Raw genomic sequence first — 19,434 nt, 5'->3', positions numbered from 1 at the left:
GGATCGGGCAAGAAGTTCAAGCAATGCCACGGGGCGCTGGCCTGACCCGGTGAGGCGGGGGGCCGTCTGCCCCCCGCACCCCCCGAGGATATTTAGAGAACAAAGATGGACAATTTGATTAAAATTGTCCGCTTTCCGGCAGCCTGATCCCCGCGGAGAGGGCAGGGGAGCCGGTCCCCGCGGTCGATACTTAACGTGCGAAGCGGGCTTGCCTTCCGGTCGGGCGGGGGCCTATGCATCCTCTGGCGCGACTCGCGCCCGGAGGAGGACGCCATGACCCAGACGCAACCCCAGCCGCTGAAAGCGGCGCTGTGGATGTGCGGCGCCATCGTGTCCTTCGTGCTGATGGCGGTGGCGGGGCGGGCCGTGCAGGTCGAGCTCAACACTTTCGAGCTGATGTTCTGGCGCTCGTTCATGGGTTTCCTGCTGGTCGCGGCGATCATCCGCGTCCGGCGAGGCGATTTCGCCATCGTGCGCACGCAGCACTGGGGCCTGCATCTGGTGCGCAACACCTTCCATTTCGCCGGGCAGAACCTGTGGTTCTACGGGCTGATGATGATCCCGCTGTCGCAGCTGGTGGCGCTGGAATTCACCGGCCCGATCTGGGTGGTGCTGCTGGCGCCGGTGTTTCTGGGCGAGCGGCTGACCGGGGTGAAGCTGGCCATCACCCTCGTGGGGTTCGTCGGCGTGCTGGTGGTGGCGCAGCCGGGCGTCCAGCCCCTGAATCTGGGCCATCTGGCGGGGGTTCTGGCGGCGGTGGGCTTTGCCATGAACCTGATCTTCACCCGCAAGATCATGCTGCATGACCATGTACTGACCGTGCTCTTCTGGATGACGCTCAGCCAGACCGGGATGGCGCTGGTGCTGGCGCTGGCCTCGGGCTTCACCTGGCCCAGCCTGCATATGCTGCCCTGGCTCGGCATCATCGCCCTGACCGGGCTCAGCGCCCATTACTCGCTGACCTCGGCGCTGGGGCTGGCGCCCGCGACGCTGGTGGCGCCGATGGAATTCGCCCGGCTGCCGATCGTCGCGCTGGTCGGCGTCTGGCTTTATGCCGAGGCGCTGGACCCGATGGTCTTCCTGGGCGCGGCCATCATCTTTTCGGCAAACTTCCTGAATCTGCGCCTGAATTCCCGCCGGGCCGCGCGGGCCTGAACCGCCTTGCGCCGCGAAAACACTGGACGCCTCCGGCGTCTGCGCTAGGATGCGCAGGGCCTGCGGATTCTAGCGCTAACGTTTGCGGAATTCGGGTTCTAACGGCGAAAATGCCGTGTATATACCGCGATATTGGTCAGCCGAAATGACCAAAAGAAACTCTGGGAGGATTACCTATGGATCGTCGTTCATTCCTGCGCACCTCGACCTTCGGCGGGGCCGCGGCCGCGGCCTCGACGCTGGCCGCCCCGGCCGTCGCGCAGGGCCGGACCACCTGGCGCATGGTCACCACTTGGGGCCGCAATTTCCCCGGTCTGGGTGTCGGCGCCCAGCGTCTGGCCGACCGCATCACCGCCGCCACCGATGGCCAGCTGACCGTCGAGGTCTATTCGGCCGGTGAGCTGGTGCCGCCGCTGCAATCGCTGGATGCGGTCATCGACGGCACCGCCGAGATGAGCCACGGTGCGGCCTATTACTGGCAGAACAAATCCGTCGCGCTGTCGTTCTTCACCGGCGTGCCCTTCGGCCTGACCGCCGCCGAGCACTCGGCCTGGATGCGCTTCCTGGGCGGCCAGGAGATGTGGGACGAGGTCTATGACCAGTTCGGCGTCATCGGCTTCCTGTCGGGCAACACCGGCACCCAGACCGGCGGCTGGTTCCGCAACGAACTGACCAGCCTGGCCGACATTCAGGGTCTGCGCTTCCGCACCCCGGGCCTGGGCGGTCAGGTCTGGCAGCGCCTTGGCGCGTCGGTCACCAACATGGCCGCGGGCGAGATCTTCCAGGCGCTGCAAACCGGGACGCTGGACGCGGCCGAGTTCGTCGGTCCCTACAACGACCTGGCGCTGGGCTTCTACCAAGTCTGCAAGCACTACTACACCTCGTCCTTCGTCGAGCCGGGCCTGGCGACCGAGCTGGCGGTGGACAAGGCGAAGTTCCTGGAACTGCCGACCAGCACCCAGGAAATCGTGCGTTCGGCCTGTCAGGCGGAATACGAGAACACCTATTCGGACTTCGTGGCCAACGATCCGCGGGCGCTGGCGACCATCGTCAACGACCATGGCGTCACCGCGCATGCCTCGTTCCCCGATGACATCGTCGAGGCGGGCGCCCGCGAATCGAAGGCGATGCTTCAGGAACTGCTGGCCTCGAGCGACGATCTGACCGCGCGCACCGCGCGCAGCTTCGTCGATGCGCTGAAGCTGCTGCGCACCCGGACCGAGGGCACCGACCAGGTGTTCACCGCGGCCCGTCAGCGCTTCTTCGACACGTCGGACCTCTGATCCGACAGCCCCGCGCCCGGTAGACCCGAGCGCGGGGTTTTTCCCATCCCGAGCGCCGGTTGCCCGACCCCGTTGCGACGGCTGGCGCCTTGTTATCCCCGTGCGGATCCAGGAGGTCCCCTTGAACGGTCTTTCCGCCATCATGCGCGCCATCAACGGCGTGAACCGGCTGATCGGCAATGTCTTTTCATGGCTTGCGCTCGCCATCGTTCTGGTCTGCTTCTGGGTCGTCGTCGAACGCTACCTGTTCTCGACCACGCGGCTCTGGATGCAGGACCTGTATCCCTGGCTGAACGGGGTGATGTTCACCTCGGTCGCGGCCTATGCGCTTTACACCAACGATCACGTGCGGGTGGACATCTTCTACCGCCCCGCCTCGACCCTGAAGAAGGCCTGGCTCGATCTGATCGGCGTGATCCTGTTCCTGCTGCCCTTCACCTGGGTCGTCTGGACCTATTGCTACGTCTTCGTCGCCCGATCGTGGCGCCTGCAGGAGGGGTCGGCGAACCCCGGCGGCGCGCCCGGCCTCTATCTGGTCAAGGGCTTCATCCTGGTCTTTGCCGTGACGCTGGCCTTGCAGGGCCTGTCGATGCTGATCCGGTCGATCCTGATCATCCGCGGGCGCGAGGATCTCGTGCCCAAATCCTACCGCTACGAAGCCGTCTCGGAGTAACCGCCCATGGATCTTGTACTTGTCGGAGAGATCCTCTCGGGGCTGATGTTCCTGGGCGTGATCGGCTTCCTGATGCTGGGCTTTCCGGTCGCCTTCACGCTGGCCGGGACCTCGATCCTCTTTGCGCTGATCGGCCTGTCGCTCGGTGTGTTCGACATGTCGAACCTCAGCGCCCTCGCGGGGCGCTATACCGGCTACATGACCAACGAGGTTCTGGTCGCGGTGCCGCTCTTCATCTTCATGGGGGTGATGCTGGAGCGCTCCAACATCGCCGAGCAGCTGTTGTCCACCATGGGCAAGCTCTTCGGTTCGATGCGGGGCGGGCTGGGGATTTCCGTCGTGGTGGTGGGGGCGCTGCTGGCGGCCTCGACCGGCGTCGTCGGCGCCACCGTGGTGACGATGGGCCTGATCTCGCTGCCCGCCATGCTGCGGGCGGGCTATGATCCGAAACTCGCCACCGGCACGATCTGCGCCTCGGGCACGCTGGGGCAGATCATCCCGCCCTCGACCGTGCTGATCTTCATGGGCGACATGATCGCCGGGATGCATGCGCAGGCGCAGATGAGCCTGGGCAATTTCGCGCCGAGCGCGGTCTCGGTCGGTGACCTCTTTGCCGGGGCCTTCATCCCCGGGATGCTGCTGGTCGTCGTCTACATCGCCTATATCCTCTTCAAGGCGGTGACCGACCCCTCCAGCTGCCCGGCAATGCCGATGAGCGCCGAAGAGCGCCGCGGCCTGCCACGCGAGATCGTCGTGGCGCTGGTGCCGCCGCTGATGCTGATCATCGCCGTGCTGGGCTCGATCCTGGGCGGCATTGCCACCCCGACCGAAGCTGCGTCCGTGGGCGCCGTGGGCGCCACGATCCTGGCGGCGCTGCGCGGGCGGCTCAAGGCGTCGATCGTGCTCGATACCGTGCGCTCGACCGCCAAGATCACCGCCATGGTCTTCATCATCCTGTTCGGCGCTTCGGTCTTTTCGGTCGTGTTCCGCCAGATGGGCGGCGACGATCTGGTGCATGAGTTCCTGACCGGCATCCCGGGCGGTGCGCTGGGGGCGATGATCGCCGTGATGGTGGTGATGTTCGTGCTGGGCTTCATCCTGGACACGTTCGAGATCATCTTCATCGTGCTGCCGATCACCGCGCCGACGCTGCTGCTGCTGGGCGTCGACCCGATCTGGCTGGGGGTGATGGTCGGCGTGAACCTGCAGACCTCGTTCCTGACGCCGCCCTTCGGTTTCGCGCTCTTCTATCTGCGGGGGGTGGCGCCGGGCACGGTCTCGACCGGGACGATCTATCGCGGGGCGATCCCCTTCGTGCTGCTGCAGATCGTCGCCATCGTCATCCTGTTCCTCTTCCCCGGTTTGGTGACCTGGTTGCCAAGCGTGGTTTACTGACCCCTCTTCGGCCCGCCCCGATGTGGCGGGCCGTTTCATTTCCGACAGGCCCGATGCTCACCGTCTTCCTCCAGACCCTGCCGTTCTTCGCCGTCATCGTCCTGGGCTATGGCGCAGGAAAGACCGGGTTCTTCCCGCCCGAGGCGACGGCCTGGCTGACCCGCTTCGTCTTCTATTTCGCGCTGTCGGCCATGCTGTTCGGCTTTTCGGCCAGCATGTCGCTTGGCGATATCTTCGAGCCGCGGGCGGCGGCCGCCTATCTCCTCGGCTGTGCCGTCGTCTATCTGATCGCGCTGGCCGTGGCCTTTGCCCGCCGCCGCCCGCTGCCCGAGGCGGTGATGGAGGCGCATACCGCGATCATCGGCAACACCGGCTTCCTGGGCGTGCCGATGCTGGTCCTCTTGCTGGGGCCGCAGGCCGCGGGCACCGTGCTCTTGGTGCTGGCCATCGACCTCATCGTCTTTTCCAGCCTCCTGACCATCATCATCACCCTGGCGCGCGAGGGGCGGATCTCGCCCGATCTGCCACGGGTCATCGGGCTGGGGCTGGCGCGGAACCCGATGGTGGTGGCGATGGCGGCGGGGCTGCTGTGGTCCGCCACCGGCCTGCCGCTACCGGGCTTCGTCGCCGCCACGACGACACTTCTGGGCGCCGCCGCCACGCCCGGCGCGCTTTTCGCCATCGGCGCCAGCCTGTCCAGCAACCGGGCCGAGCGGCTGACCGTAGCGGGCTGGCTGAGCGCCGCGAAACTGGTGCTGCATCCGCTTGCCGTCGGCGCCGCCGCCTTCTGGATCTTCGACGTCGACCCCTTCGCAGCGGGGGTGCTGATCTGCGCCGCGGCGCTGCCGGTGGCGGGCAACGTCTATATCCTCGCCCAGCATTACGGGGTCTGCGTGGCAAGGGTCTCGGCCGCGATCCTGCTTTCCACGGCGGCCAGCGTGCTGACACTGCCGGTCATCATCGCCCGCTTTGCCGGGTGATGTGACATTCTTGCCATTTTGGCCCTGTCCAGCCGCTTGCAGCCCCTCTGACCCCTCCCTATATAGCCCTCGAAGCCGGGAGAGCGCCCTGAGGGGGATCCCGGTTCTGGGATCGGGGAGGCGAAGCCTGACGGGATCGCCGCCTCACAACATCGCCGAAGGAAAGAGGATTTCATCATGGCCAAAGTCATCGGGATCGACCTCGGTACGACCAACAGCTGCGTCGCGATCATGGAAGGCTCGCAGCCCCGGGTGATCGAGAACGCCGAAGGGGCGCGCACCACGCCCTCGATCGTCGGTTTCACCGAGTCCGAACGTCTCGTCGGTCAGCCCGCCAAGCGGCAGGCCGTCACCAACCCCACCAACACCGTCTTCGCGGTGAAGCGCCTGATCGGCCGCCGTCTGGGCGACGCCGAGGTCGAGAAGGACAAGAAGCTCGTCCCCTACAAGATTGCCGACGGCGGCAATGGCGACGCCTGGGTCGAAGTGCGCGGCGAGAAATACAGCCCCAGCCAGATCTCGGCCTTCATCCTGCAGAAGATGAAGGAAACCGCGGAATCGTATCTGGGTGAGACGGTCACGCAGGCGGTCATCACCGTCCCCGCCTATTTCAACGACGCCCAGCGTCAGGCCACCAAGGACGCCGGCAAGATCGCCGGTCTGGAAGTGCTGCGCATCATCAACGAGCCGACCGCGGCCGCGCTGGCCTACGGCCTCGACAAGAAAGAGACCAAGACCATCGCCGTCTATGACCTCGGCGGCGGTACGTTCGATATCACCATTCTTGAGATCGACGACGGCCTCTTCGAAGTGAAATCGACCAACGGGGACACGTTCCTCGGCGGCGAGGACTTCGACATGCGCATCGTCACCTACCTGGTGGACGAGTTCAAGAAAGAGCACGGCGTCGACCTGAGCCTCGACAAGATGGCCCTTCAGCGTCTGAAGGAAGCCTCGGAAAAGGCCAAGATCGAGCTGTCGTCGAGCCAGCAGACCGAGATCAACCAGCCGTTCATCTCGATGGACAAGAACACCGGGCAGCCGCTGCACCTGGTGATGAAGCTGACCCGCGCCAAGCTGGAAAGCCTGGTCGGCGATCTGATCGTCAAATCCATGAAGCCCTGTGCGCAGGCGCTGAAGGATGCGGGCCTCTCGAAAGGCGACATCGACGAGGTCGTGCTGGTTGGCGGGATGACCCGCATGCCGCGCGTCGTCGAAGAAGTGACCAAGTTCTTCGGGAAAGAGCCCCACAAGGGCGTGAACCCCGATGAAGTCGTGGCGCTGGGCGCGGCCATCCAGGCCGGCGTGCTGCAAGGCGACGTCAAGGACGTGGTGCTGCTCGACGTGACCCCGCTGTCGCTCGGCATCGAGACGCTGGGCGGTGTCTTCACCCGCCTGATCGACCGCAACACCACGATCCCGACCAAGAAGAGCCAGGTCTTCTCGACCGCCGAGGACAATCAGAACGCGGTGACGATCCGCGTGTTCCAGGGCGAGCGTGAGATGGCGGCGGACAACAAGATGCTCGGCCAGTTCAACCTGGAAGGCATCCCGCCGGCGCCCCGCGGCATGCCGCAGATCGAGGTGACCTTCGACATCGACGCCAACGGCATCGTCAATGTCTCGGCCCGTGACAAGGCGACCAACAAGGAGCAGCGGATCACCATCCAGGCTTCGGGCGGTCTGTCGGACGCGGATATCGAGAAGATGGTCAAGGACGCCGAGGCCAACGCCGACGCCGACAAGGCCCGTCGCGAGCTGGTCGAGGCGAAGAACCAGGCCGAAAGCCTGATCCATTCGACCGAGAAGTCGCTCGTCGAGTACAAGGACAAGGTCGACCCGACCACCGTCGAGGCCATCGAGCTGGCGATTGCCGCGCTCAAGGACAACCTCGATGGCGACAATGTCGAGAAGATCAAGTCGGGCATCAACAACGTGCGCGATGCCTCGATGAAGCTGGGCGAGGCCATCTACAAGGCGCAGCAGGAGGCCGGTGAAACGGCCGAGGGCGAAGATGAGCCGCGCTCGGTGGATGACGACATCGTCGATGCCGATTTCGAGGATCTCGACAACAACAAGCGTCGTGGCTGACGTGTGATCTAACGCGGGGCCCCGGCCGGAGAGATACCGGACCGGGGCCTTGCTTTTGAAAGTGAGGTCCACGAAATGGCCAAGCGCGATTATTACGACGTTCTGGGTGTGGCGCGGGGCGCTTCGGCCGAGGAGCTGAAGAAAGCCTATCGCGGCAAGGCCAAGGAGCTGCACCCCGACCGCAACAAGGACAACCCCGACGCCGAGTCCCAGTTCAAGGAAGTGAACGAGGCCTATGACGTCCTGAAGGATGCCGACAAGAAGGCGGCCTATGACCGCTTCGGCCATGCGGCCTTTGAAGGCGGTATGGGCGGTGGCGGCGCGCGCGGCGGGCGGCCGGGCGGCCAGGATTTCGGCGCCTCGTTCTCGGATGTGTTCGAGGATCTGTTCGGCGACTTTATGGGCGGACGCGGTGGCGGTGCCGGCGGGGCGCGGGCGCGCGCCAGCCGCGGCAGCGACCTGCGCTACAACCTGCGTGTCACGCTCGAGGAGGCCTACAAGGGCGTCCAGAAGTCGATCCGCGTCCCGACGCTCGCCGCCTGTGACGCCTGCAACGGCTCGGGCGCCGAGGGCGGCGCCGAGCCCGTGACCTGTCCGACCTGTTCGGGCATGGGCAAGGTCCGCGCGCAGCAGGGCTTCTTCACGGTCGAGCGGACCTGCCCGACCTGTGGCGGGCTGGGGCAGATCGTCAAGAATCCCTGCACCAGCTGCAAGGGCGCCGGTCGCGTCGAGAAGGAGCGCCAGCTCTCGGTCAACATCCCGGCCGGGGTCGAGACGGGCACCCGCATCCGTCTGTCCGGTGAGGGCGAGGCGGGGCTCAGGGGCGGTCCGGCGGGCGACCTCTATATCTTCATCGAGGTCCGCGAGCATCCGATCTTCCAGCGTGACGGGCTGGATCTGCATTGTCTGGTGCCGGTCAGCTTCACCACCGCCGCCCTGGGCGGCGAGGTGGAAGTGCCGACCATCGACGGCGGCCGCAGCCGGGTGAAGGTCCCGGCCGGGGCCCAGTCCGGCAAGCAGATGCGTCTGCGCGGCAAGGGGATGCCGGCGCTTCGGGGTGGCGGCTTCGGCGACATGCTGATCGAGCTGGGCGTCGAGACGCCGGTGAACCTGACGGCGCGGCAGAAGGAATTGCTGCGCGAATTCGAAGGGTTGTCGGCGGATAACCACCCGGAGGGGAATTCCTTCTTCTCCAAGGTCAAAAGCTTCTGGGATGGGATGAAAGGGTGAAACCCGACCCTGCCGCCAAAGCGGCAGGGCGAAAACGCTCCGGTGGAGCGTGTTCAGGGTTCCACGCCCGAGGCGCAAGCCGCGGGCCTGCGCCACGGCACCACCCGCTCACCCTGTAACGGCGCCCCTCCGGGCGCCGTTTTTCTTTAACCCTTCCTTCACCAATCAGGGCCGAAGCTGGGTCATGCCCCGTCCCGCCCCCCGCCCTGAGTCGCTTGCCGAACGGCCGCTACCACTCTTCGCCGCTGATGAGGCGAGCGCGGTGGCGGCGATCCCCCCCGGCACGCTGCCCTCCTACCTCAGGGACCACAGAAGGCGCCTGCGCAGCCGCTTTCTTGAGGGCGGGGCGGCGGCAATGCCGGATTACGAGTTGCTGGAGCTGATCCTCTTCGGCGCGATCCCCCGGGCCGATGTGAAGCCGCTGGCCCGGGCGCTGATGGATCGCTTCGGCGGGCTGGCCGGGGTCATCACCGCTCCGCCCGGGCAATTGCTGCAGATCGAGGGGGTGGGCGAGACGGTGCTCACCGCCCTGAAACTGGCCGAGGCGGTGGCGCTGCGCCTGACGCGGGCGCGGGTTCTGAACCGGCCGGTGATCTCCTCCTGGGAGGCGCTCCTTGACTATTGCCACACGGCGATGGCGCATCGCGAGGTCGAGCAGGCGCGCATCCTCTACCTTGACCGCAAGAATTGCCTGATCGCCGACGAGGAGACGGGGCAGGGGACCGTCGATCACGTCCCCCTCTACCCGCGCGAGGTGCTGAAACGGGCGCTGGAACTGCAGGCCTCGGCGCTGATTCTGGTCCACAACCATCCCTCGGGCGATCCGACCCCCAGCGCTCAGGACATCGCCCTGACCGAGAAAATCCGTCAGGGGGCCGAGGCGCTGTCGCTCACGCTGCACGACCATCTGGTGATCGGCAAGGAGCGCGAATTCAGCTTCCGCGCCGAGGGTCTGCTGTGAGGCCCCGGGCCGCCCCAAAGCAAAACCCGGCGCGTCGGCGCCGGGTTCCAGGGGGCAGCAGGGCCCGGTTCGTTCAGTTGCTCAGCGCGATCTGCATGTCCGGCAGCACGCCCGGCAGGACCAGGAAGCCGCCCTGACCATCGCAGACCGGCATGTCCAGCCGGATCTGGCGGATCTGCGCCGCCGCCGTACCGTGCAGCTCGATCGTGTCGGCGCTCAGCGCCCGGCCGCAGGTCGCGTCGGTGATCGGCACCTCGATCTCCAGCGCCACGCGGCCGCTGCGCGGGGTCTCGCCGCGCGGATAGGAATAGATCTGCGCCAGATGCGAGCCGGTGATGCTGGGATCGCCCAGCACGGTCAGGAAGCCCTGATCGGTGACACCGGCCGTGCGCGGGTTCAGGTCGTAGACATGCCCCGCGTCGCCATAGCCCGCGCCGAATTCATAGGCGTTGAGTCGCATCTCGGCCGGGGCCTGCCATTGCAGCGCAACCCGCTCGACCGTGGCGAGGTCGGCGACCGGCGTCTCGTCCGATTGCTCGCGGCCATCGGCGAAACGGATGGTGACCTGCGCCACCTCGGTCAGGGCCGGGATCTGGGCCAGCAACTGGCCATCGGCCGACAGATGGGTGTCGAAGCTGAGCCCGGCATGCGACAGCGTCACCACCGCATCGCGGTCGCAGGGGGCATAGACGCTGGTCTCCAGCATGGCGCCGGGGGCGGGGGTCACCACCAGCCAGACGGCGCAGGCGGCCAGTTCGGCCTGAAGCTGCGGGTCGAGTGGCGGGGTCGCCTCGACCGCGTCGCTTGCGGTGGGGGCCTGAGGCAGCGTCTCGGCCTCGGCGATCTGGCGCAGCGTTTCCGTGGCGGGACCGGGCGCAGGGGCGGCCGGGGTGGCGACATCGACGCCGGGCAGGACGCTGGCCTGGCTCAGCCGCGGCGCGAGGGTCGGGGCAAGGACCGGAGCAGGCGCCGGGACGGCGCTGCTGGGCGCGGCGATGGCGGGCTGCGGCGTGGCCTGCTCTGGCATCCGTGAGGCAAGGAGCGAGGGCGCGGGCAGGTCGGCCTCAGCCACGGGGGCCGCGGCGGAGGGGGCCAGTTGCGTCAGGCTGGTGGCCTCGGCGAGGCTCTCTGTGTTCGCGGCCGTGGTGGCGGCAGGGGCAGGCGTGGCCGTGGCGACCGCCTGAGGCTGGGCGGCCAGCAGGGCGGCTTCGCGGGCTTGTTGGAACTTGGTTCCCGCCGTGACGGCCGCGCCAAGGGCGACGGCGGTAATGGCGACGATGCGCACCCGTTTCATGACAGACTCCGACTCAAGATCCGTGTTGCTGTCAGTTTCGGCAGCAAAGCGGGCAGCTTTGGGGCGTCGGATAGGTTGTTTCGCGGCAGTGCAGAGCCGGCGGGGCGGGCCGTCGAGCCACCCGGCCGCCCGGCTTAGCCCCTTGGATTCACACGGGGAAACGGCCGCAGCCGGGGCGCGGACTGCGATCCCGCCCCAACCCCGTTCCTAGAGTTTTAGGCATTCAGGCGGCGGCTCAGCCCCGTTCCACCCGGCAATGGAAGCAATTGTTGCTGGCCGAGCGGATGTGCAGGAAGGCGACCTCGGGCCGTTCCAGCAGCGCCGCCGCGGCCTCGATCAGCCGGTCCGTCGCCACCACGCTGCCGGTGCCGTAGAGGATCCGCTCATCGGCCGAATAGCCGCGCAGGATATAGTCGGGCGAGGTCAGGAAGGCTGGCAGCTCGGTCGTGGGCTCGGCCACCGCGCCCGGCTCGGCCGACAGGAAGATCGGCCCGGTCTCGGTATAGGGGTTCAGCCCTTCGAACGGGCGATGGGCGACGATCAGATAGGGTGCGCCCTCGGGCAGGGGGCGCAAGGTGGCGCGGCAGGGAACGCCGCCGCCGGTGACGATCCGGTGCTCGGGCAGAAGGCCATAGGCATCGGCGCCGCCTGCGCGGTAATGGTCGGCGATGGATGCGGGCAGGGGATGGAAGACGGGCTGCATGGGAACCTCCGCTGTGGCAGTCCCCGCTTGTCCCGTCTTTGCCCCGCGGGTTCGACCCGGAAGCTGCGCAATCAGCCGCGCCAGAAGCGGGGCAGCACCAGCACCAGCACTGCCACCATCTCCAGCCGTCCCATCAGCATGGCCAGAATCATCAGCCATTTGGAGAAGGCCGGAAAACCGCTGATGGACCCGGTCGGCCCGACCTCGGCCCCCCAGACCGGCCCGACGTTGCAGATCGAGGTCCAGGCGGCGGTGAAGGCGGTCCGCATCTCCAGCCCGGAGAGCGACAGCAGCACGGTCAATACGCCGAAGCCCACGACATAGGCGGTGAACATGACGACGACCGAGACGACGACTTCCTCGTCCAGGCGCCGCCCGTCCAGATGCATCGGGATCACCCGGTTGGGATAGACCAGCTGCTTGAGCTGGGTCTTGATCGCCTCGAAGAGCACGAGGTAGCGGAACACCTTGATCGAGCAGCCGGTCGAGGCGGTGCAGGCGCCGATGAAGCCGACCACGACCAGCACCAGGATCGGGAAATCGCCCCAGAGCGTGACGTCGCTGCTGCCAAAGCCGGTGCCCGAGAACATCGAGACGACGTTGAACGCGGTCTCGCGCAGCATCGGCTCGAACTCGCCCTCTTCGCGCAGCACGCGGAAGGCCAGGACCGCACCGATCGCATAGAGCGTCCAGCGCAGATAGGCGCGGATCTGGATGTCGCTGAAGAGCGGCCTGTAGCTGCCGTTGATGAATTGCAGGTAGCGGATGAAGGGCAGGCCCGCCAGGAACATGAAGACGATGCCGACCCAATGGGCCGAGGCCGAGTAATTGGTGAACGAGCTGTCCCGGGTCGAGAAGCCGCCCGTCGACAGCGTCGACAGCGCATGGTTCACCGCATCGAAGGCGTTCATGCCGGTCAGCAGGAAGGCCGCAGCGCAGAGGATCGTCAGCCCGGCGTAGATCTGCAGGAGCATCCAGCTGATGTCGGCGGCGCGGGGCAGGACCTTGCCCATCGTGTCGAAGCCTTCCGAGCGGAAGTGCTGCATGCCGCCCACCTTCATCACCGGCAGGAAGATCAGCGCCACCAGCACGATCCCGAGGCCCCCCAGCCAATGCAGGATCGACCGCCAGAGCAGGATCCCGGGCGGCATGGCGTCGAGCCCGGCAAAGACCGTGGCCCCGGTGGTGGTGAGGCCTGACATGGCCTCGAACATGGCATCGGTGAAGCCGACATGCTCGAAGGCGAGGGTAAAGGGCAGCCCGCCGAAGATCGGCAGCACGGTCCAGGAGAGTGTGGTCACCAGGAAGCTCTGCCGCAGCGTCAGGCCCGAGGCATCGGTGCTGGCGGTGGCCAGCACCACGAGGCCGCCCGCGGTCACCGTGACGAAGGCCGAGATCAGGAAGATCCGCCAGTCGAGCGAGCCTGTCACCAGGTCGGCCAGCATCGGCACCAGCATGATGATTCCCAGCGCCACGAGCAGCCAGCCGATGATGTTCGCGACGGGTCGGAAGTCGATCATGGCACAGCCTTGGCGGCGCCCGCGCGCGGTGTCAAGCGCGGCCCGGGCGATGGTCAGTCACAGGCGGCAAGTGTGCAACGGGGGGCGATTTCGGCGGCGTCACTGGCGCGGCAGAGTTCCGAGCCGGGGGTCATCACCGCCGCCGCGGCCGCCGCCGTTCCGGCGAGGAGCGCGGCGGCCCAATCCTCGGCTCCCGGGGCTTTTCCGGCCAGGTTCAGCGCGAAAGCGGCGGTGAAACTGTCGCCAGCGCCGATCTTCGACACGACCTCGACATGCGGCGGCCGGGCATGCAGGCGCAACGCGCGCGTGGCCAGGACCGAGCCCTCGGCGCCCCGGGCAATCACCACGCAGCGCGCGGCGCCCCGGGCGACCAGCGCCTGCGCCAGGTCGAGGCTGGCGGCGATGTCGGGCAGGGGGCGCCCGGCGATCCCCTCGGATTCGGCCTGATCCATGCGCAGCACCAGCGGCGCGGCGTCAGGCTCAGGGTGGCTGACCAGCGCGTCCAAGGCGGGGCCCGAGGTGTCGATGATCAGCCGGCCCGTGGATCCGAGGCGCCGGGCCAGCGCCTGCGGGAAGCCCGCCCGCATCCCGGGCGGCTGGCTGCCGCTGAGGACGATGACCGCGCCCGGGCCGATGGCCGCGGCCTCGGTGGCGATCAGCGCCTCCATCCTGGCCTCCAGCGCCGGGGTCCAGTCGGGGCCGGGCATCTGCAGGCGGAACTGGCCGCCCGTGGCGCGGTCGGTGACGGCGAGGTTCTGGCGCGTCTCGCCCGGCACCGGGAAATCGGCCAGCGACACGCCGGTCCCGGCCATCAGCGCCGCGAACCGCGCGCCCGTCACGCCCCCCAGCGCGGCGATGGCCCGGGGATGGCCGCCCAGCTTCGCCGCGGCGCGGGCCACGTTGATGCCGCCGCCGCCCGGTTCGGTGACCGGCGCATCGAGGCGCAGCTTCGGCCCGGCCTCGACCCGGTCGGCGGCGCTGGAGACATCCAGCGCCGGGTTCAGGGTGACGGTGAGAAGGTCATGCATGGCGGGGCCGGTCCTGTGGATCGCGGCCGAGCCTAGCCCGACCGCCCCCGGACCGGAAGGCCCACACGATCAGCCCGCGTGGATCAGCGTCGAGAAGAGCCGCGGGTCCAGGCTGGCGCTGGCGAAGGTTTCGCCGCGGGTCAGGACGCTGACCGCATCATGGCTGTGCAGGCTTTCCTGATGGCTGGCCACGACGCGGAAATCGCCGATCCGCGCGTCATCCTCCAGCACCTCGCAGAAGAGGCGCGCGGCGTCTTCGACGAAGATCGGATTGGCGGCGTTGAGTTCGGCGAAGGCCTGTTCATCCTCGCGCTTGACCATGACCTGCGTCTCGGTCGGCACGGCGCGGCGGCAGAGGTCGATCAGATCCTCGAACCACAGCACCTTGCCGGGCAGAACCTCGACCGAGAGCCGCGCCACCGAGCGCTGCGAATGCGGCGTGGCCAGCTGGCCGCGACCGGCGCGGGCATGTTCGCTCAATTCCAGCGAACAGGGGCAGGTCGAGGAATAGACATAATCGAGGTGCAGGAACTGCCGCCGGGTGCCTGCCTGATCGACCAGCTCCAGCGCGATGTCGTAATATTGCCAGCCCATCAGGCCCGAGCGCAGGCTCTCCACCTTCATCGGGAAGGAAAACCGCATCTGGATCCGGGCGTCGAACGAGTCGAGGTCGGCCTTGTAATCGTCGAGCGCCGCCGCAATCACCCAGACGCTGAACTGCTTTTCGGCGTGCTGGTAGAAGCTGCGCATGATGCGCGACATGTTGATGCCCTTCTTGTCCGCCTCGAGGCTGACCGTCCCGGTCACCGAGGCCTGAAGGGTCACGTCGCCCCCTTCGCGCGTGCGGAAGCGCACGGGCAGGCGGAAATTCGAGATGCCGACATGCTGGATCGGCCGGTTGGCGCCGCGGATCAGGCTGGCCGGGCCGTTCTGCAGGTCCGGCATCGAGCGCTTGTAGCCTTCGTCAGGCACGAAATGCGCCGGATACTCGCGCGACATCACCGGATAGGCGGGGTCCGGCAGGCCGGGGATCAGGCGCAACAGGCGCGGGTCCAGGCCCGCGATCTCGTCATCGCTGGCCCGGTTGGCCCAGGCGCGCAGGGTATCGAGCGCGGCTTCGGCCTCGGTGCGGCTGGGTTCGCGGTTCCCGATGGGCTGTTGGATGTTCATTGGCTTCGACCCCTCCGTTCGTCGCGACCCGTAACGTAAGCTGTTATGGCGCGCATTCAACGCTTATACGAAGCGGCGGCGGTCTGGATCACCGCCCGCCGTTTCCTAAAGGCGCGACAGGGCACCCAGAACGTCAGCCAGCAGGTCCTCGGTCGCCTCCAGCCCCACCGACAGCCGGATCAGGCCGGGGGTGATTCCCAAGAGCGCCTTCTGGTCCTCGGGCAGGCGCTGGTGGGTGGTGGTGGCCGGATGCGTGGCAATGGTGCGCGCATCGCCGAGGTTGTTGGAGATCAGCACCACCTGCAGCGCGTCCATGAAGGCAAAGGCCGCCTCCTTGCCGCCCTTGAGGTCGAAGGCCAGCACGGTGCCGGGCCCGCCCATCGTGGCCTTCGCCACGGCATGTTGCGGGTGGCTGGCCAGACCCGGGAACAGGACCGTGGCGATGGCGGGATGACCCTCCAGCGCCTCGGCCAGCGCCTGGGCCGACGCCGCCTGCGCCTTGACCCGCAGGTCCAGCGTGGTCAGGCCGTTCAGCATCACCCAGGCGTTGAAGGGGCTCAGCGCCCCGCCCGTGTGTTTCATGTAGGGTTCGATCTTGCCGCGGATCAGCTCGCGCGGGCCACAGATCACCCCGCCCAGACAGCGGCCCTGACCGTCGATGTGCTTGGTCGCGGAATAGACGATGAGGTCGGCCCCTGCCTCGGCCGCGCGGCTGAAGACCGGCGTGGCGAAGGCGTTGTCGACCACGACCAGCGCGCCTGCCTTGTGGGCCAGGTCGCAGACCATGGGCAGGTCGATCACCTCCAGCGTCGGGTTCGAGACGCTTTCGAGGAACACGACCTTGGCGGGCGTGGCCAAGGCCGCCTGCCATTGCCCGGCATCGGTGCCGTCCACGAAGTCGACGCTGACGCCGAAACGGCCCAGCACCTCTTCCAGCACGTAAAGGCAGGAGCCGAACAGCGCGCGGCTCGCCACCACCCGGTCGCCCTCCCTGAGCAGAGCGGTCAGCGCGCCGGAAACGGCGGCCATGCCGCTTGCCGTGGCGAAAGCGTCCTCGGTCCCTTCGAGGGCGGCGATGCGATCCTCGAAGGCGGCGACGGTCGGGTTGCCGTAGCGGGCATAGATGAATTCATCGGGACCCGATTTGACGAAGCGACGCTCGGCGGTCGCGGCATCGGGATAGGCGAAACCCTGGGTGAGGAAGATCGCCTCGGCCATCTCGCCATACTGGCTGCGTCGTGCGCCGCCATGCACGGCGACCGTGCGGCTTTTCCATCCTGCGTTCGAGCCCGTATTCGCGGTCATCCCGTCGTCTCCCCGGCGGTCGAAACCGCACTGTCAACGCCGGCAGGAGGGGGCGCCGCCAATCCGCGATGCCCAGCCTCTTTAGCGGTTTCTTTTGCGTGGGCCGCAAGCCGGCACAAACCCCCACGATGCCCGCCGCATACGCCCAAGAGGCCGCCGGGTCAATGCCACAAGGGCGTCCGCTGTCCCCTTGACGACGCAACATGGCCCCCGAATGGCCCATGCCCTGCCCACGAATCGCCCGGATTCACCGACATTTTGCCCTGGTGACGAAAGAACGACCGGATACGACTCAGATGAAACCCGCACTCATTGACAGTGTGTTGGACCAGTACGGGAGTGTTTCCCTTCAGGCGTTCGCCCTTGCGGCCTCGGTGTTCGGGGCCTCGATGCTGGGGTTCGGACGGATTGTCGATACGGCGCAGGCCCAGACGGTCATCGAAACCCCGGTGGCGCTGGCCATGACGCAGACCGACCTGCGCATGACGCCCGAAGCCCGGCTCGATGTCGAGGCGGCGCTGCAGGGTATGAGCGACGCGGATCTGGCGCTGACCTATGCGCGGATCTTCGCGACGTTCCGCGACTATATCGGCGAGGACGACCTGAGCGTCGCCCGGGCGCTGGTCGATTATGCCCTGCTGACCGAGGCCGCGCTCGAGGCCCGGGGGATCCAGCGTCCGTCGGGAACCGAAAGCGCCCGGTCGATGTTGACCACTTACGAGCTGGTGCTCTGACCTTCCCGCCCGGTTATCGGATAACCGCCGCCCGTGTTCGCCTAGCGAGCCGGGGCCATGCATCCTTTGTCCATCAAGGGCGTGCAGGCTGAACGACGACCGCGCCAAGGTCGACACACCACCGAACGCCCCGGGAACCGGGTCGAAACCCGGAATGCCCGAGAAACAAGGACCGATGACGTGAACTGACGCTTGAGATGAGGCCCCGCGATGACGCTGTTATCCCTCTCCGCCACCCGTTCCGGCCTGTCGCTGGCCGGTAGCGGCCAGGGACCGGAAGCCGAGCTCGCCCGCCGCCTCTCCCTGCTGCCGAAGGGCGCTCCCGTCGTCGTCATGGTCCATGGCAAGGGCTACAGCCCTGAGTGCCCCGACCGCGATCCCCACCGCCTGATCCTCGCCGCCCGCCCGGGCCATGGCCGCAGCCGCAACGTCTCGTGGCCGCGCCGTCTGGGCTTTGCCCTGCCGGGACCGCGCCAGCCGCTGGGGCTCTGCATCGGCTTCGGCTGGGACAGCTCGGGCCGGCTCTGGCGCGCCACGGCCGAGGCGGTGGCCATGGCGCCGATGCTGGCGCGCCTCATCCATCTGGTCCGCCGTCTCGATCCCGGGCGCCGCGTCGACCTCTTCGGCCATTCGCTGGGCGCGCGGGTCATCCTCGGCGCGGTGCCGCTGGTGGGCGAGGGGGCGGTCGGCCGGGTGATCCTGCTGGCGGGCGCCGATTTCACCGGCCGGGCCGAGGCGGCGCTGGCCAGCCCCGCCGGACGCCGGGCCGAATTCCTGAACATCACCACGCGGGAAAACGACCTCTTCGATTTCCTCTTCGAACGGGCCATCTCGCCCTTGGGCCGCAACGGCGCGCTGGGGCGGGGCCTGACGGGGGCGGCGAACTGGCTGGACGTGCAGATCGACCATCCGGCCACCGGTGCGGCCCTGCGCGCCCTCGGCCTGCCGCTGGCGGCCCGCGCCGCGCGGATCTGCCATTGGTCGGTCTATCTGCGCCCGGGCGTCTTCCGCTTCTACCGCCGTCTGATCCACGACCGCGAGCGCCTGACCCTGCCGCTGCTACGCGCCGCCCTCGATCAGGCGCCCGAACCGCGCTGGAGCCGGTTCTGGGCCGAGATCCCGCTGCCCGGGCGCCGCCCGGCCTGAAGTCAGCGTTCGCCGGTCCAGTGCTTCTCGATCAGGCGGTAATTGCCGATCAGAAAGACGAACATCACCGCCATCTGCCCGAACGTGTCCCACAACACATAGGTATCGGTCGAGAAATTGCGCCAGATCACCTCGTTCATCGCCGCGAAGGCGAGGAAGAACCAGGCCATGCGGCGGGTGAGGATCATCCAGCCCTCCTGATCGAGCGGCAGCGCCTGATCGAGCACATAGGCCAGCCAGGACTGCCCGCGCCACAGACCGATGAAGAGGAGAATGCCGAAGAGGCCGAAGATGAAGGTCGACTTCATCTTGAAGACCCGCTCGTCGTTCAGCAGCACCGTGGCGAGGCCGAGGATCAGCACCAGGATCAGCGTGGTCAGCTGCATCCGGCTGAGCCGTCCGGTCAGGAGCCGCATGGCGATGGTGGCCAGCAGCTGCAGCGGAACGAAGGCGACGACGGCGATGACGAAACCCTGGTACTCGCGCCCGGCCAGGGTCACCGTGCTGTCGCGCATCCACAGATAGACGCCGAGGAAGACGAGCAGCGGCCCGAATTCGAGCGCTTGCTTGACGAGCATCGAGGGCTCGGTGCGGGGCGTCTGGGACATGGGGTCTCCGGTCTCCTGAAACAGGCGCCATCTGACCCAAACCACCCCCCGAGCGCAAGGCAGGAACGAGGGAGGGGTTTCGCCCTCGTGCCTCGGGCGACCGAGGGCGGGGGGCTGCCGCCCCCCGCACCCCCTGCTTCAAGGAGGGTTTTCCACCC

Annotated in this window: 18 protein-coding genes and 1 riboswitch; of the genes, 11 read left to right on the top strand and 7 right to left on the bottom strand. The window is 67.5% G+C overall.

Features of this window, described 5'->3' with window-relative positions; translation table 11 throughout:
• The 9 genes from VDQ18_RS23580 to radC form a co-directional block, all read left to right on the top strand.
• Positions 1-45, top strand: a 45-nt coding sequence (locus VDQ18_RS23580) for an SEC-C metal-binding domain-containing protein (protein WP_416235117.1), incomplete at its 5' end; no start/stop codon positions are given.
• 228 nt (positions 46-273) lie between these two features.
• Positions 274-1,155 carry a DMT family transporter gene (locus tag VDQ18_RS15760; protein WP_323021872.1) on the top strand — a complete coding sequence of 294 codons (882 nt, stop codon included), beginning with the start codon at positions 274-276 and terminating at the stop codon, positions 1,153-1,155.
• Between the two features lie 176 nt (positions 1,156-1,331).
• On the top strand, positions 1,332-2,438 hold the full coding sequence (locus VDQ18_RS15755; RefSeq protein WP_323021871.1) for a TRAP transporter substrate-binding protein: 1,107 nt from the start codon (positions 1,332-1,334) through the stop codon (positions 2,436-2,438).
• Positions 2,439-2,559: 121 nt separating this feature from the next.
• A complete protein-coding gene (locus VDQ18_RS15750; protein ID WP_323021870.1) occupies positions 2,560-3,111 on the top strand; it encodes a TRAP transporter small permease subunit in 552 nt (183 codons plus the stop codon).
• A gap of 6 nt (positions 3,112-3,117) precedes the next feature.
• Entirely contained in the window at positions 3,118-4,506 is a 1,389-nt protein-coding gene (locus VDQ18_RS15745) for a TRAP transporter large permease subunit (RefSeq protein WP_323021869.1), read from the top strand.
• 53 nt (positions 4,507-4,559) lie between these two features.
• Complete coding sequence (locus tag VDQ18_RS15740) at positions 4,560-5,486, top strand: AEC family transporter (RefSeq protein ID WP_323021868.1); 927 nt, start codon at positions 4,560-4,562, stop codon at positions 5,484-5,486.
• Between the two features lie 177 nt (positions 5,487-5,663).
• On the top strand, positions 5,664-7,577 hold the full coding sequence (gene dnaK / locus VDQ18_RS15735; RefSeq protein ID WP_323021867.1) for a molecular chaperone DnaK: 1,914 nt from the start codon (positions 5,664-5,666) through the stop codon (positions 7,575-7,577).
• A 75-nt stretch (positions 7,578-7,652) separates the two neighbouring features.
• Positions 7,653-8,807 (top strand): molecular chaperone DnaJ, encoded by a 1,155-nt coding sequence (gene dnaJ / locus VDQ18_RS15730; RefSeq protein ID WP_323021866.1) that lies wholly within the window; start codon positions 7,653-7,655, stop codon positions 8,805-8,807.
• Positions 8,808-8,991: 184 nt separating this feature from the next.
• Entirely contained in the window at positions 8,992-9,768 is a 777-nt protein-coding gene (gene radC / locus VDQ18_RS15725) for a RadC family protein (protein ID WP_323021865.1), read from the top strand.
• A 73-nt stretch (positions 9,769-9,841) separates the two neighbouring features.
• Here the strand turns inward: radC and VDQ18_RS15720 are convergent, their stop codons facing one another.
• The 6 genes from VDQ18_RS15720 to metZ all read right to left on the bottom strand — a co-directional run bounded on the left by VDQ18_RS15720 (position 9,842) and on the right by metZ (position 16,788).
• Positions 9,842-11,062 carry a hypothetical protein gene (locus VDQ18_RS15720; protein WP_323021864.1) on the bottom strand — a complete coding sequence of 407 codons (1,221 nt, stop codon included), beginning with the start codon at positions 11,060-11,062 and terminating at the stop codon, positions 9,842-9,844.
• Between the two features lie 235 nt (positions 11,063-11,297).
• Entirely contained in the window at positions 11,298-11,765 is a 468-nt protein-coding gene (locus VDQ18_RS15715) for a DUF1203 domain-containing protein (protein ID WP_323021863.1), read from the bottom strand.
• Positions 11,766-11,836: 71 nt separating this feature from the next.
• Complete coding sequence (locus tag VDQ18_RS15710) at positions 11,837-13,285, bottom strand: TrkH family potassium uptake protein (RefSeq protein WP_323021862.1); 1,449 nt, start codon at positions 13,283-13,285, stop codon at positions 11,837-11,839.
• Positions 13,286-13,338: 53 nt separating this feature from the next.
• A complete protein-coding gene (locus tag VDQ18_RS15705) occupies positions 13,339-14,313 on the bottom strand; it encodes a 1-phosphofructokinase family hexose kinase (protein ID WP_323021861.1) in 975 nt (324 codons plus the stop codon).
• A gap of 69 nt (positions 14,314-14,382) precedes the next feature.
• Complete coding sequence (folE2, locus tag VDQ18_RS15700; protein ID WP_323021860.1) at positions 14,383-15,483, bottom strand: GTP cyclohydrolase FolE2; 1,101 nt, start codon at positions 15,481-15,483, stop codon at positions 14,383-14,385.
• A gap of 105 nt (positions 15,484-15,588) precedes the next feature.
• Positions 15,589-16,788: an O-succinylhomoserine sulfhydrylase gene (gene metZ / locus VDQ18_RS15695; protein ID WP_323021859.1), complete on the bottom strand. Its 1,200-nt coding sequence runs from the start codon at positions 16,786-16,788 to the stop codon at positions 15,589-15,591.
• A gap of 60 nt (positions 16,789-16,848) precedes the next feature.
• Positions 16,849-16,925, bottom strand: a riboswitch (SAM riboswitch).
• A 159-nt stretch (positions 16,926-17,084) separates the two neighbouring features.
• Here metZ and VDQ18_RS15690 point away from each other — a divergent pair.
• Together VDQ18_RS15690 and VDQ18_RS15685 are read left to right on the top strand one after the other, a co-directional pair.
• The gene (locus tag VDQ18_RS15690; RefSeq protein ID WP_323021858.1) at positions 17,085-17,522 is read left to right on the top strand and encodes a hypothetical protein; all 438 of its coding nucleotides are present in this window, start codon (positions 17,085-17,087) and stop codon (positions 17,520-17,522) included.
• A 210-nt stretch (positions 17,523-17,732) separates the two neighbouring features.
• On the top strand, positions 17,733-18,668 hold the full coding sequence (locus VDQ18_RS15685) for a hypothetical protein (RefSeq protein WP_323021857.1): 936 nt from the start codon (positions 17,733-17,735) through the stop codon (positions 18,666-18,668).
• Between the two features lie 2 nt (positions 18,669-18,670).
• Here the strand turns inward: VDQ18_RS15685 and VDQ18_RS15680 are convergent, their stop codons facing one another.
• The gene (locus VDQ18_RS15680) at positions 18,671-19,276 is read right to left on the bottom strand and encodes an inner membrane-spanning protein YciB (protein ID WP_323021856.1); all 606 of its coding nucleotides are present in this window, start codon (positions 19,274-19,276) and stop codon (positions 18,671-18,673) included.
• Positions 19,277-19,434: the final 158 nt, after the last annotated feature.

Origin of the sequence: Pararhodobacter sp. (assembly GCF_034676075.1) — a bacterium.
Classification (GTDB): domain Bacteria; phylum Pseudomonadota; class Alphaproteobacteria; order Rhodobacterales; family Rhodobacteraceae; genus Pararhodobacter.
The sequence above is the reverse complement of the archived record's forward strand: the minus strand, read 5'-3'. Positions and strand labels throughout refer to the sequence as shown.

Bases quoted from the DNA above. Each gene is read 5' to 3' on its own strand.
- VDQ18_RS15760 (WP_323021872.1), top strand. From the start codon at position 274: ATGACCCAGACGCAACCCCAGCCGCTGAAAGCGGCGCTGTGGATGTGC.
- VDQ18_RS15755 (WP_323021871.1), top strand. From the start codon at position 1,332: ATGGATCGTCGTTCATTCCTGCGCACCTCGACCTTCGGCGGGGCCGCG.
- VDQ18_RS15745 (WP_323021869.1), top strand. From the start codon at position 3,118: ATGGATCTTGTACTTGTCGGAGAGATCCTCTCGGGGCTGATGTTCCTG.
- VDQ18_RS15740 (WP_323021868.1), top strand. From the start codon at position 4,560: ATGCTCACCGTCTTCCTCCAGACCCTGCCGTTCTTCGCCGTCATCGTC.
- dnaK (WP_323021867.1), top strand. From the start codon at position 5,664: ATGGCCAAAGTCATCGGGATCGACCTCGGTACGACCAACAGCTGCGTC.
- dnaJ (WP_323021866.1), top strand. From the start codon at position 7,653: ATGGCCAAGCGCGATTATTACGACGTTCTGGGTGTGGCGCGGGGCGCT.
- radC (WP_323021865.1), top strand. From the start codon at position 8,992: ATGCCCCGTCCCGCCCCCCGCCCTGAGTCGCTTGCCGAACGGCCGCTA.
- VDQ18_RS15720 (WP_323021864.1), bottom strand. From the start codon at position 11,062: ATGAAACGGGTGCGCATCGTCGCCATTACCGCCGTCGCCCTTGGCGCG.
- VDQ18_RS15715 (WP_323021863.1), bottom strand. From the start codon at position 11,765: ATGCAGCCCGTCTTCCATCCCCTGCCCGCATCCATCGCCGACCATTAC.
- VDQ18_RS15710 (WP_323021862.1), bottom strand. From the start codon at position 13,285: ATGATCGACTTCCGACCCGTCGCGAACATCATCGGCTGGCTGCTCGTG.
- VDQ18_RS15705 (WP_323021861.1), bottom strand. From the start codon at position 14,313: ATGCATGACCTTCTCACCGTCACCCTGAACCCGGCGCTGGATGTCTCC.
- folE2 (WP_323021860.1), bottom strand. From the start codon at position 15,483: ATGAACATCCAACAGCCCATCGGGAACCGCGAACCCAGCCGCACCGAG.
- metZ (WP_323021859.1), bottom strand. From the start codon at position 16,788: ATGACCGCGAATACGGGCTCGAACGCAGGATGGAAAAGCCGCACGGTC.
- VDQ18_RS15690 (WP_323021858.1), top strand. From the start codon at position 17,085: ATGAAACCCGCACTCATTGACAGTGTGTTGGACCAGTACGGGAGTGTT.
- VDQ18_RS15685 (WP_323021857.1), top strand. From the start codon at position 17,733: ATGACGCTGTTATCCCTCTCCGCCACCCGTTCCGGCCTGTCGCTGGCC.
- VDQ18_RS15680 (WP_323021856.1), bottom strand. From the start codon at position 19,276: ATGTCCCAGACGCCCCGCACCGAGCCCTCGATGCTCGTCAAGCAAGCG.